Origin of the sequence: Halosimplex amylolyticum (genome assembly GCF_051414035.1) — an archaeon.
In the GTDB taxonomy this organism is placed as follows: domain Archaea; phylum Halobacteriota; class Halobacteria; order Halobacteriales; family Haloarculaceae; genus Halosimplex; species Halosimplex amylolyticum.
On sequence record NZ_JBLKNW010000002.1, the window covers coordinates 323767 to 337008 of the forward strand.

The 13242-nt window shown below is 70.4% G+C and carries 9 protein-coding genes; 4 read left to right on the forward strand and 5 right to left on the reverse strand.

What is annotated here, in order from left to right; genetic code table 11:
• Window positions 1-73 precede the first annotated feature (73 nt).
• Complete coding sequence (locus ACMGFE_RS12190; protein ID WP_436925471.1) at window positions 74-1030, forward strand: hypothetical protein; 957 nt, start codon at window positions 74-76, stop codon at window positions 1028-1030.
• A gap of 156 nt (window positions 1031-1186) precedes the next feature.
• Complete coding sequence (locus ACMGFE_RS12195) at window positions 1187-2698, forward strand: oligosaccharide flippase family protein (protein WP_436925472.1); 1512 nt, start codon at window positions 1187-1189, stop codon at window positions 2696-2698.
• A gap of 531 nt (window positions 2699-3229) precedes the next feature.
• Here ACMGFE_RS12195 and ACMGFE_RS12200 read toward each other — a convergent pair.
• From ACMGFE_RS12200 to ACMGFE_RS12220, 5 genes are all read right to left on the reverse strand, one after another.
• Window positions 3230-4672 (reverse strand): sulfatase-like hydrolase/transferase, encoded by a 1443-nt coding sequence (locus ACMGFE_RS12200; protein WP_436925473.1) that lies wholly within the window; start codon window positions 4670-4672, stop codon window positions 3230-3232.
• On the reverse strand, window positions 4672-5862 hold the full coding sequence (locus ACMGFE_RS12205) for a glycosyltransferase family 4 protein (RefSeq protein ID WP_436925474.1): 1191 nt from the start codon (window positions 5860-5862) through the stop codon (window positions 4672-4674). The genes ACMGFE_RS12200 and ACMGFE_RS12205 overlap by 1 nt, the downstream gene beginning before the upstream one ends.
• 184 nt (window positions 5863-6046) lie before the next feature.
• Window positions 6047-7018 carry a hypothetical protein gene (locus ACMGFE_RS12210; RefSeq protein ID WP_436925475.1) on the reverse strand — a complete coding sequence of 324 codons (972 nt, stop codon included), beginning with the start codon at window positions 7016-7018 and terminating at the stop codon, window positions 6047-6049.
• 80 nt (window positions 7019-7098) lie between these two features.
• The gene (locus ACMGFE_RS12215) at window positions 7099-8823 is read right to left on the reverse strand and encodes an asparagine synthase-related protein (RefSeq protein WP_436925476.1); all 1725 of its coding nucleotides are present in this window, start codon (window positions 8821-8823) and stop codon (window positions 7099-7101) included.
• 44 nt (window positions 8824-8867) lie between these two features.
• Entirely contained in the window at window positions 8868-10238 is a 1371-nt protein-coding gene (locus ACMGFE_RS12220) for a polysaccharide deacetylase family protein (RefSeq protein ID WP_436925477.1), read from the reverse strand.
• Window positions 10239-10577: 339 nt separating this feature from the next.
• On the opposite strand from ACMGFE_RS12220, the gene ACMGFE_RS12225 reads away from it, so the two are divergent.
• Window positions 10578-12065 carry a hypothetical protein gene (locus tag ACMGFE_RS12225; RefSeq protein WP_436925478.1) on the forward strand — a complete coding sequence of 496 codons (1488 nt, stop codon included), beginning with the start codon at window positions 10578-10580 and terminating at the stop codon, window positions 12063-12065.
• Between the two features lie 114 nt (window positions 12066-12179).
• A complete protein-coding gene (locus ACMGFE_RS12230) occupies window positions 12180-13151 on the forward strand; it encodes a glycosyltransferase family 2 protein (RefSeq protein WP_436925479.1) in 972 nt (323 codons plus the stop codon).
• The last annotated feature ends 91 nt before the right edge of the window (window positions 13152-13242 follow it).

Genomic DNA, 13242 nt, shown 5'->3' on the forward strand with positions numbered 1-13242 from the left:
ATCGCGACCAGACGGCCGCCGCCCGCCGATTAGCTGGCCCGTAGAAAAATGCACCCGTCCCGAAGGGCCGGGTATGTTGCCGTCTCGGTACAACCTGACGAATCTGCGCCGGGTGGTGCGCGACCCCCGGCGGCTCCGGACGGAAGCGGAGGCGCTCGGTTCGCGGCTCAACCGGGCCGTGGCCGCGCGCCGGCACCCGCCCGGGGACGCCGTGGCCATCATGGACGAGGACTGGGACAACTGCTTCGTCCTCGACGCCTGCCGCTACGACCTCTTCGCCGAGCGCCACGACCTGCCCGGCGAGTTGCGGAAGGTCACGTCGGCGGGCTCGCAGAGCCTGGAGTTCATGGAGCGCAACTTCGCCGGCGAGACGCACCACGACGCCGTCTACGTCACCGCGAACCCCTTCGTCACGCGGCTCGACGACGGCGTCTTCCACCGCGTGGTCGACTGCTTCGCCGACGAGTGGGATCCCGACCTGGGGACGGTCCCGCCCGGGGCGGTGGCCGACGCGGCCCGCGCCGCCAGCGAACGCTATCCCGGGAAGCGCCTCCTCGTCCACTTCATGCAACCGCACTACCCCTTCATCGGGGAGCGCGGACGCGATCTCGACAGCGGGGGCGTCACCGGCCACGTCACCGGGCAGGCCAAGACCGACGAACCGACCGACTCCATCTGGGACCGCCTCGCCGACGGCGACCCCGACGTGTCGCCGGAGACCGCCTGGGCGGCCTACGCGGAGAACTTCGACCTCGTCCAGGAGCACGTCGCCGACCTCGCGGCGGCGCTGGACGGCAAGACCGTCGTCACCGCCGACCACGGGAACCTCTTCGGCGAGCGCCAGTGGCCGGTCCCGTTCCGCCGGTACGGTCACCCCGCCCGCCTCCGCGTCCCGGAACTCGTCGAGGTGCCGTGGCACGAGCTCCCGGCCGACGAGCGCCGGACCGTCACGGCCGACCCACCGGAACAGACCGACGACGTGGCGAGCGACACCGTCCGGGACCGCCTCGACCACCTCGGCTATGCCTGAAGCGCTCCCGGCGGCGGGCGACGGTCCCCCAGTGGCAGGCGACGGTCCCCCGGCGGCGGGCGACGGGCTCCCGCCGACGGCTGACGGTCCCTCGGTGACGGGCGACCGCCGGTCGACTGCCGAGCGCGGGCGCGTCCGACGTAGAGGTGGCCCCGCGTGAGCGACGACGGGGACGTACGAGGGTCGTCGATGCTCTCGATCCTGCGCGGGAGCTCCATCTTCACCGTCGGGACGCTCGTCGCGCGCGCGTTCGGCTTCCTGCTCACGCTCGCGCTCACCCACGCCGTCGGGGCAGTGGCCTACGGGGTGTACGTCTTCGCGAAGAAACTGATCACCGTCGGCGCCGGCCTCGCGGACCTGGGCGCCGACAAGGCGGTCCTGCGGTTCATGCCGAAGTTCGAGGATCACCCCGAGCGCCAGGGCGCGGTGCTGACGCTCGGACTGGTCACCTCGCTGGTCGCCAGCCTCGCCGCCGCCGCGGTTCTGGCTGTCGCCGCCCCGGCCATCAACGCCTACACGCTCAACGAACCGCTGTTCCCGGACGCGCTCCGGGTGTTCGCGGTCGTGCTCCCCTTCTACACGCTCCGGCGGGTCGTCACCGCGACGTTCCGGAGCCTCGAACAACTGGAGTACACGGTGGGCGTCAACAAGGTGGCGCTGCCGGCCGCGCAGGTCGTCGCGGTCGGGGCGGCGTTCCTCCTCGACGCGTCGCTCGTCGGCGTCGTCGTCGCGCTCGTCCTCGCCGGCGTCGTCGTCTTCGCCGGTTCGTTCGCGCTGCTGTTCGCGCGGACGGACCTGCGACCGCGCCTCGCCGGCACTCGCGACGTGGCCGCGGAGTACTACGACTACTCGCTCCCGCTGACGATTTCGCGCGCCGGCTCGCTCGTCTACAGCAACGTCGACGTGCTCATGCTCGGCGTGCTCGCCTCCGGCGCCGCGGACGTCGGCATCTACAACGTCTCGCTCGCGCTGGCCTCGCTGCTGGCGCTCCCGCTGATGGCGACCAACCAGGTGTTTCCACCCGTCGCCTCCCGCCTCTACGAGGCGGACAACTACGACGACCTCGAATCGATCTACGGCTTCCTCACCCGCTGGATGTTCGGCGTCGCCCTGCTCGGCGGCGCGGCGCTCGTCGTCTTCCGGGCGCCCGTCCTCGCGCTGTTCGGCCCGGAGTTCACCGCCGGTTCCACGGTGCTGGTCGTCCTCGCGGTCGCGAAGGTCGTCAACGTCGCCGCCGGGCCCAGCGGCTACGTCCTCATGATGACCGATCACCAGTACCTCAACGTCGTCAACCAGGTGAGCACCGCGCTCCTCAACGTCGTCCTCAACTACGTGCTCATCCTCCGCTACGGGATGGTCGGCGCGGCGGTCGCCACGGGCATCTCCATCGCCGTCGTCAACGTCGCCCGCATCGCCCAGGTCTGGTACTTCGAGGGGATGACGCCGTACTCGCGGCGCTACCTCAAGCCCGTCGGGGCCGTCGGGTACGCGACCATCGCCATGCTGGCGGTCCGCCTGTTCGGTGCGCCGCCGCTCTCGGGGCTCCCCCTGATCCTCTTCGGCGGCCTCGTGGGCCTCGGCACGTTCGGCGCCGTCGTCTGGCTCCTCGGCATCGACGACGCCGACCGCGAGTTCGTCGACCAGACGCTCTCGCAGGTGGGCGACTGAGAGGCGTATACGATGTCAGCCGTCGTAGACGCTCGGTGGGATTTGCCCCGCTCACGGTCGCTGTCTCAGAAAAACGCAGGATATCAGGACGGCGGGAGAGCGGATCTCTCTCGAACCGAGACGGGATATCCGCGCTCGGACAGCCGTACCGCACAGCACTCGCGCGGATAGTGGCCCGCTCAGACGACTTCGCGACGCCGCGAGCGCGCCTCACGGTTCGCTTCGCTCTCCGGAAGACTCACTGGGTTCGTCTTCCGAGCCCTGTCTGACTCGGTTCGACAGGACCCCGTTCGGCCAGCCGTGGCACTCCCTTCGTCTGCTCACGGGCGGCTTCGCCGCCCGTTCGCATGGTATGAGGGACCTTCGGTCCCTCACTAGGCGCGCCACGCGCGCCTCGCCCGTCCAGTCCACCACCAGCGCAAACGCTCCTGCGACCCGACTCGCTTCGCTCGTCAGGATGCCAGGGACAGCAAATCCGCGACGGCAACCGTACCGCGCCACGGGGGCTGACCACGAGATCACCCGTTCTCCTCAGAGGTAGCCCAGTTCCGCGAGCCGGTCGCGGGTGTCGTCGTCGACGGTCGATTCGAGGCCGTCGTCGCCGTCGCCCCGTGCCGCGGCTTTGGCCTCGCTCGCCGTCCCGTCGAATCGGTCGGTCGCCCACGCGGGGACGGCGGCGTCGTCGCTCCGGAGCGTCTGCGAGCAGGGGCCGCCGTCGAGGGCGTACCGCTCGCTCGCGCCCCGCGAGTCCCAGACGTACTTCTCGCCGTCGTCGTACGCACACCGGATGAGTCGGTCCCAGTGTTCGTACTCCTCCTCGCGGCCGGGCTGGTCGAGCGGCCCGACGGTCGTCCCGACGCCGACCACCTCGGCGACCGCACGGTCGGTGAACGGCGAGGGCACCTCGTCGCGGGCGAACGCCGCGAGCACGTCGCCCAGCGCGAGGTGCGAGAGGTACCCGTCGGCGTCGCGCGCGACTCGCTCGAAGCCGTCGGGCGGGTTCACGACGCACAGCGGGACGTGCAGCAGGCCCTCGCTCACTGAGGACTTGTGGTCGACGAGTCCGTCTTCGTCGGGGTAGCCCAGGTTCTCGCCGTGGTCGGCGGTGATCACGACCGTGGTCTCGCGGTCGGTCCGTGCGCGCAGATCCATCACGAGGTCGGCCACGCGGCGGTCGAGGTAGTCCACCGCGGCCCCGTAGAGGTCGCGGTAGTGGCGCAGGTCGCGCTCGTGTTCGGGTCCGAGCCCGTCCAGGTTTATCTCCCACTTGGCCAGTTCCGCCGAGTGCCACCGGGGTGGTGCGTCGTGGAGGTCGCCGTCGAACCCGTAGGTCGGGCGGAGCGGGACGTGCGCGTCCATGAAGTTCGCGAACAGGACGAACGGCTCGTCGGTGCGGTCGACGGCGCGCTTGGCGTCCCGCGCGACGACGCGGGCGCCGTTGTCGAACAGCGCCGGCGTCGGACCCCGCTTTGCCAGGCTGTCGATCTGGGCGAGGGCGCCGTTCGCGAGGCTCGCCAGCGGGCGCTCGTGCGACAGCGCCGCCTGGAGGAAGCCCGCGTAGAGCGCGGCACCGGTGCGGTCGTCCGACCGGTAGAACGCCGCCGGGTCGAGCCCCTCGCTGAATCGCGCGTCGGGGTTCACGTCGGTGAACGCGTCGAAGCAGTCCGCGAAGCCGAACGCCGAGCTCGCCTGGACGTTCGCGCTGACGCCGAGCGCGGCGTGGTCCGGCAGGTCGGCGAGGAACGTGTCCGCCCGGTCGATACCGGCGAAGTCGACGTTGTGCGTGTGGGCGCCGTGGCGGTGGGGCAACTCGCCGGTGAGCATGCTGGCGTGACTCGGCGTGCTCCAGACGCTGGCCGCGCGGCACTCGGCCACGTCGACGTCGGCGAGTGCCTGCAGGCGGGTGGCGTGACGGTCGAAGGCGTCCTTGCGGACGGTGTCGAGGACGACGAGCGCGACGTTGCGCCGCCCCATCACAGCACCCCCTCGGCCTCCAGGACGCGGTGTTTCTCCGCGCAGTACTCCGTCCAGGTGGGGACCACGGACACGTCGTCGGCCCCCGGCGTCTCGTCGGCGTCGAGCAGTTCGTCGAGGCAGTCGACCCACGCCTCGGTCCGGGGCTCGGCCACGGCGACGCCGCGCTGGTCGCCCAGCAGCTCCTTCACGAACGTGTCCGCCGAGAGCGCGAGCTTCGTCCGCATGCCGTAGGCCTCCAGCGGCGCGAGGCCGTAGGACATCCACGCCGGACAGGCGAAGGCGTCGGCCGACTTGTAGTGGGCCGGCAGTTCGTCGTCGGGGATGTAGCCGGCGAACCTGACGTCGTCCTCGATGCCCTCGTCACGGACGATCTCTCGCAGCGTCTCCTCGTGGGAGCCGGTGCCGCCGATCACGAGGCCGACGTCGTCGCGACGCTCGCGGAGGCGCGCGAACGCGCGCAGGAGGAGGTCCAGACGCTTGCGCGGGTCGAGGCGGCTCAGCGCCAGCACGACGTGTTCGCGGTCCATCAGCTCGACGCGGGGCGTCTCGTCGTGGTCGGACAGCCACTCGTCGGCGACGCCGGGGTGGACGACGACCGGGTCGACGTCGTAGAGCACTTCGAGCTCTGCCGCGACCCGGTTCGACCCGGTGAAGACGACGTCGCAGGCGGCCATCGCCCGGCGCTGGAGCCACTCCTCGATCTCGGCTTTCCCCCGCGGGACGAGCGCGTCGTCGATGTCGGACTGGAACTCCGAGTGGCCGGGCACGGCGTCGATCAGGTCGTCGAAGCCGTCGTCGCGGCGGTGGGGGAGCAGGCGCGGGTTGTCGCGAAACCAGAGGATAGACCCGTGGACGTGGGTCGTGAAGGGCACGTCCAGATCCGAGAACGCTTCGACGAGGTAGATCTGGATGTTGCGGTAGTGCGTGAAGAGAACGTCCGGGTCGACGTCGGGGACCGTCGCGAGGAGACCGCCGGTCTCGGTGACGAAGTCGGCGATCCCCGAGGCGGTGTTCGGCGCGCTGTAGGTGCGGACGGAGACGTTCGCGGGAAGGTCGAACTCGTCGAGGAACGAGTCGGAGTAGTCGGCGGTGACGAGCGTGACCTCGTGTCCGACCCCGGCGAAGTATTTCGCTTCTTCGATGACGAGCCGTTCCGCCCCTCCGGACTGGAGGGGTATCGAAACCATCCCGATATGCATCGAGGTCGACTACCCGCCCACCGCACTTCCTTATCGGTCCGATAAGGGCACGTCCAACCGGGTTAGGTGGTCCGAACCGGCCGTTGTCACGTCACACTGCGAACCGGCCATGGTCGCGACACACTGCGAACCGACGGTGGCCGCGTCACACCGCGAGCCGACCGGGGCCGCGTCACACGTACCCCAGGTCGCGGAGTCGCTTCTCGACGTCGACGTCTCCCTCGTCGTCGTCCGGCACCTCCGCCGTCTCGGGCTCGTAGGTGCCCTCGTCGGTGGCGGTCGTCTCGATCCACGGGACCGTCTTCACGACCGGGTGGAGGAACGCCTCGCGGTGGTCGACGTCGCCCCACTCGCCGATGGCCTCCCCGTGGTCGGCCGTGATCGCGACGGTCTCCGCGTCGAGGTTCTCCAGCGCCAGGGCGACCTCGTCGAGGACGAGCCGCAGGTTGTCGAGGTACAGCTCCCACACCGTCTCGCGGTCGGCGTCGCCGCGCGCGAAGGCGTCCAGCGGCGACCGTTCGAGAGGGGTCGGATCGCGGTCCTCGGCGAGCGCGCCGGCGAGGTAGGGCGCGTGGGGCTGCATGAAGTGGGCGATGACCCGCCCGTGGTCCTCCGAGCGCGCCACGTCGACGAGTCGGTCGGTGACCCGCCTGGGCGGGACGTTGCCGAGGTCGTCGTCGTGACCGTCCCGCCAGACCATGTCGAGCCGGCCGAAGTCCGCGGCGTCGACCGCGTCCCAGGCCGGTCGGCCAGGGACCTCTCGCTCGTAGGGCGGGACGTCGCCGTCGACGAACAGCATCTGCGCGTGCGTGTTCGCGGTGAGGTACGCGGTGTCGGCCACCTCGCGGCGCCGGTCGCCGGTGAAGGTCTTGGCCAGCCACTCGAAGGAGTGGCTCCCGACCGAGACCGTCCGTTCGATCCGGTCGGCGTCGAGGAAGTCGTACTCCGGGGCGACCGCGCGGAGCGCGTCGACGCGGCAGGCGTCGAGCACGAGCAGCACGTCCCACTCGCGCTCGTAGACGTTCGTCCCGAGGGGGTATCGCGACGTGATCGTGTACCAGGTCCCGAGGTACGCGTCGTAGGCGCGGCGCGCGACGGCGTAGGACAGGCCCGAGCCGCTCCGGGCGAGTTCGGCGATGTTCACGGGTACCGGCCCGTACCGGCGGCCGGCCCTTCCTTATGCACGCGGTAAGTCCCTCGGAGCCCCGTTTCGCGGCTGGGCGGTCAGTGTTCGCGGCACTCGTGGGCGGCCGCCTGCGTGAGCGCGTCGTGCAGCCGGAGCGCGTGCCGGACCGACAGGTCCTCTGGCACCGGAGCGGACAGGCGGGCGGCCACGTCGTAGCGCTCGTAGACCGCCTCGCGGTCCGGCCACGCCGACTCGAACGGCGAGAGGAACGGGAGCAACCGACGGAGGAACGACTCGGCGTAATTGAGTAGCGGCGCGTCGTGGGGGCGGTCCGGCGGGTTGTGGCGGTCGATCGCGGGATCGAGTCGCTCCATCGCCTCGCGGAACGTGTCCGGCGATCGGTGTTCGGGCGGGGTGCGGAGGTGCCACTCGAGGAGGCCGCTGTCGACGGCGACGAACGATTCGAGGAAGTTGTCCGCCAGGTGCGTCCGGAAGGGCAACACCGGCTGGTTGCGGATGGCGAGGAGGTCGGTGGCGTTGTGGGCGCTCGCCGCCCGGTCCCGGCAGGCGTCGAGTTCGCTCTCCAGCGACGATCGGAGGAACGCGGCGGGGTCGTCGACCTCGACGTCTTCGAAGACGCGCGTCGCCGACCGAGTGAGGTCTCGGCTGTCAGGGGCCGAGAAGCCGAGCGTGTCGAGGAGCGAGTCGAACGGGTCCGGGTCGGCCGCCAGCCGCCGCCACGGGAGGCGCTTGCCGGCGATCTCGACGGCGTCGCGTTCGAGGAAGAAGCCCTTGAAGAGGGTGTCGTACAGCAGGCCGTGGTACACCGAGTCGACCTCGATGTCGTCGGTGTAGCCGGCGTGGTGGACGTGCAGGGACTCCTTGATCGACTGGCTGTAGCGGCTCTTGGACGGGTCGAGCGACAGGTAGCGGTCGTCGGTCTCGAGAACCCGATGGTCGGCGCCGTACTGGTCCGCCACCCGCCGGGCGGCGGCGACCTCCTGGTCGTTCGGCGAGCCGACGGTGTAACATCGGCTGACGGCGGGGAGCTCGGAGAGGAGGACACGCGAGTCGTAGCCGGCCGAGAGGAGGAGCCCGGTCTCGCCGGGGTAGTCGCTCCGACGGTCGATGGCGGTGCGGAGGCGGTCGGCCAGTTCGGCCGCGTAGTCGAACTCGGCCGGATCGTAGACGAAGCGGCGAAACTCCCCGTGGCCGTCGCGGGTGACGTACCCGTCGAAGGGCGCGCGACGGGTCCGTTCGAACAGGGTCTTCTCCCCGAGCACGGTCCCGAGGTGGAGGAACTCCAGCAGGGCGGTGCGGCGCACCTCCGGGTCCGGGACGGTCTCCTGGACCGGCGTCGGGTCCGAGCCGAAGACGCGGGTCCCGGGAGCGTCGGTGTAGAAACACTCCCACGAACGGATCGGGTCGGTGGCGACGAGGGCCTCCTCGCCGTGTTCGAGCGCGACGAGATACGAGCCGTTCAGATCGGCGAACGCCGCCTCGCCGCGTTCGGCGTAGGCGTCGGCGAGCCAGGCGGCGACGTCGTCGCCGCCGGTTGGACAGAACGCCTCACCCCAGACCACGCAGTGGCCAGCGTCGTGTTCGTAGACGTCGCTACGGCCGGACACGCCGAGCGCGGGGTCTCTGAGACCGACGGTCAGGTACTCGCCGGCGACGACGGTGTCGAACGCGTCCGTCTCGCGGTGGCGTTCGAAAGCCGACCGGTCGCCGAAGAGGCCGAACAACTCTTTGCGCATCCGCATTCGGGTCCGGTCGGTCCCGGCCCGGGCGATCCAGTCGTCTTCTCGTGTCAACAGTTCCATCGTGCCCCTCGTGGTGTCGCGGAGAGAGTCGCTCACGTTGCTCGTCAATGCTGTCCCTGCGGCGCGAGTGTGTCCGAACACGTCACGACGTCCACGTCCGCGCCGTCGACGTACTCGAGCAGCGCCGCGAAGTCGGTCTCGGCGAGCGCGCCCGCCCCCGTCCCGATCGCGTGGTGATTGAGAACGAGGTGCTGGCCGAACTCGGCCGCGTAGTCGACGTACCGCCTGATCCGGTCGGTGTTCGCGGCCGCGATCCGGCTGTTGTAGTAGTTCGTCGTGGCGGGCCGTCCGTTCGGCATGCCGCCGAAGGTGTACAGCGAGTCGTGGACGTCCCGGGCGACGCGCATGGTCGCCGGCCCGACCATGTTCTTCGGGGTGAGGAAGTGCCGCGCGCCCTCCTCGAACCCCTTGTCCACGAGGAACTGCTTGTTCCGCTCGACGACGCGCCGCTGCTTCGCCGCGGAGAACTCCGTGAGGAGCTTCTCCCCGACGTACGGGTGTGAGGCCATGTCCCAGCCCGCGTCCGCCATCTCGGTCATCATCCCCACGTCGAGGCGGTCGCCCCGGTAGACGGCGTCCGCGATGACGCCCTCGACGCCGCTGAAGCCGTACTCCTCCATCAGCGGGAACGCCGTCTCGTAGTGGCTCTCGTGGGTGTCGTCGAACGTGAACGTCACGGAGCCCGTGTCGGGGGCGTCCGCGAGCCGCACGTCGTCGACCGACACGTCGATGGCGGCACCGTCCTGGTCGCGGCGCCGGGCGACGAGTCGGACCTCCTGGACGGCGGAGCGGTCGGGGTCGCCGCGGACCGCCGTGACGCCCATGTCCGAGCGGACCCACGCCCCGACGGGTCCGGGGAACGTCCGCGTCATCCTGACCATGTTCGACTCGTCCGGGGCCAGTAGCGCTACCGAGAGCTTCGCGATCGCCGGCTCTCGCACCTTGACGGCCAGGGAGACGTTCTTGCCGCCGAAGTCCCGCGGCTCGCCGAACGACGTGAACGCGCCGGCGAACGCGTCGTCGCCCGACGCCCGGAGGCGCAGGGACTGCGAGCCGGCGTAGACGCCCTCGCTCTCCGGCTCGATCGTCCCCTGGTCCGAGAGCGCGTACCAGTACTCGAGGTCCTCGAAGCCTTCGAGCCGCGCTCCCACGTCCGTCCTGGGGGCCGACGCGGTTCCCGTCCGGCTGGCGGGCGTGGGGGTACTCGTCTCCCCGTCGGTCGCGCCAGCGGTCGTGACGCTCGTCTGGCCGCTGGTCGCGACGTCCGTCTCGGTACCGGTCGCGACCTCGATAGCCGGGTCGGTTCCCCCCGCGGGCGCGGCGGCGTCCGGGTCGTTCCGGCCCCCGACGTCGCTACACCCGGCGAGGCCGACCGCTCCGACGGTCGCGAGGAAGGCTCGTCTGGACTGTCTCATCTGGGTCGTCCCCACGCCATCGACCTACTTACTTATCTGTCGCGTAGGCCGCCACCGGGTGGCCACCGCCGTCCCTCCACCCGGTCTCACTCGCGCGTGGCTGCGTCGCTCGTGCCCACCGCCTCGATCGGCCGGTTTGGCCGCCGTCGGCGGGTCGGCCGGCGACTATCGAGGGCCTAAACGACGGGTGTCGACCGCGCAGATCCCTCGCAGTTCGGGCCCGACCTCCGGGATAGTGTTCGCGCGACTGACCGTTTCGCCGGCGAAATCGGCCGAAACAGTCCGAAACGGTCGAGACTATGGGGGTCATTCATCACCCCCAGCCACGGCCCATCTCCCGTGACATCGGAACTGTCTTCCACGCGGCTCGACCGGCGATCGTTTCTGAAATCGGGGAGTGCGGGACTCGCGGGAGCGGGGCTCTTTTCGGGGGTCGCGTCGGCGTACCACGAACTCGACGACGAGTACGGCACGTCGCTCTACGTGACCGACTACGGCGCGGACCGCACCGGCGAGGAATCAGTCGTAGACGTGATCGAGGACCTCGCGGACGACGACACGCTCCTGAAGTTCCCGTCGGGGCGGTACTACATGGACCGGAAGGTCCGGTTCACCGACTTCGACCACTTCGGGATGGCGGGGCTGGACGCGACGCTCGTCCCGGCTGACTTTCACTCCTTCGCCGACGATTCGAACAAACTGTTCCGGCTCGGGACCCCCGAGGTGCCGGGGAACGACCTCCACATCCAGAACTTCACGGTCGACTTCACGGCTGCCGACACGGGGGTTCGGGTGTTCGACGTCGCCGTCGACGACGGCCTCACGGTGAAAGACATCGACGTCCAGGGCCGCCACGACAGCGGCACGTGGGGGCCGGCGCTCTTCCGGGTCACCGACAGTGGCGGCGAGGGACTCGTCCAGGGGTTTCGCGCCCCGGACGGAGCGGCGGCGACGTGGCAGACCCCGGGCGACCACCTCTGGCGCGGACCGACCGGCATCCTCTGCTCGTGGGCCCACGAGGGGACGATCACCTTTCGCGACTGCGACCTCGGCGGCTTTCCCGACAACGGGCTCTACGCTTCGGGCGGCAGCGGCAGGGTGAACGTCGAGGGCGGTCGCTACGCCAACAGCGGCACCGCGTCGCTCCGACTCGGCGGCCGACGGGTCTCCGTCACCGGCGCGACCGTGGTGGTCGACGACCAGCCCTGGGACATCCCGCAGGAGGGGATCCGCCTCGACCACAGCGAGTGGGTCGTCGTCGACGACACGACGGTGTCGATGCCCAACCCCACCGGCGAGGGGATCAACGTCGGTAGCGAGGTGGACGGCGCGTTCGTCAAGCACTCGGACGTGACCGTCGGCGAAGACGCGTCCATCGGCGTCCACGTGAACCCTGGCTCTGGACCGACGTACCTCAAGGACGTGGGCATCGAGATGCGCGACAGCAACAACGCGGTCCAGATCGAGGCGGGCGGCGGCGGCGAGGTGGGCCTCTCGAACGTCCGGATCACCGGCGACGCCGGCGGCGAGACGATGCGCCACGCCATCCGCTGTCTGCGGAACGGCTGTGCGTTCCGGAACGTCACTATCGACCAGACCGGCGGGAACAAGCGCCGCGGCATCCTCCTCGCGGGGCGAGACGCCTACGTCGACGACTGCGACATCGCCGTCGCCGAGCGCGGCCTCGCCGTCAAGGACGAGGGCGCCTGGATCGAGGACACTCGCAGCGTCTCCTACGACGAGGACCGCGCCTCGATCAAGATCTTCGACGACGTCGCGGACTACCGACTCAAGCACAACGACTTCCCCAACGGGATCGACGACTGAGCCCGGCGGATCCCTGCTCGTCGAATCTCCGATACTCCGTCGTGGCGAATACGGGGCGTGTGCCGGGGCTTACGGACGAGATAATAATGCCGTGGGGTCGCGACGTGGCGAGCAATGCCGACAGTGAGCGTCGTCATCCCGACGTACGACCGCGCGGACGTTCTGCCGCGCGCGATGGACAGCGCACTCGGACAGACGTTCGCCGACCTCGAACTCGTCGTGGTCGACGACGGCTCGACCGACGAGACCGAGTCCGTCGTCGCCGACTACGACGACGACCGGGTCCGGTACGTCGCCCACGAGACGAACCGCGGGGGGAACGTCGCCCGCAACACCGGGATCGAGGCCGCCGAGGGGGAGTACGTCGCCTTCCTCGACTCCGACGACGAGTGGAAGCCGACGAAGCTCGAACGCCAGATCGACCGCCTCGAAGCGGACGACGCGGACTGGGTGGCGGCCTACTGCGACTTCGAGACGCGACGCGAAGGACCGGCGGCGCGATTGGAGTCGCTGGCCGCCGGGCTGCTCGCGCGAGCCGACGACGACCACCCGACGGAGGGCGGCGAGGAGCTCGTCGGCGAGATCCTGGCCGACCGGCTGCACCCGGGCGCCGGGTCCACGCTCGTCGCGCGCACGGACGTCGCGCGCTCGGTGGGCGGCTTCGACGAGGAACTCGACCGGTTCCAGGACCCCGAGTTCGTGCTCCGGCTCCTCGACGAGGGGCCGCTCGCCCACGTCGACGCGCCGCTGGTCGTCCGCCACGACACCGGCACGCCCGCCGCGGAGACGGTGGCGGCCGCCGACCGCGAGTACCTCGCGAAGTACGCCGACGCCGTCGAACGCGCCGAGGAGCGCGGGTTCGACGTCAGGGGCCGCCACAACCTCATCCTGGCCAAGCGGCACCTGGCCGAGGGTTCGTTCCTCACCGGAATCCGACATCTCGCCGGGGCGACGGTGCCGGGCCGGCACGTGCCCGGCCTCGCGTGGGCCGCTGCGGGGGGCTTCCGACGCCGAACCGACCGGCGGACGGTGCTGACGAGCGCGCTCGCCGTCGCGGTCCTCGTCGTCGCCGCGCGGCGCCGGTGAGTCGGTCCCGTGCGGTCGAGTGGTTTAGCGCTCCGGTAAGCGGCCGAGAGACCCGATTATCCGCGGGATAGTAATGCGTCGACGGGTCCCA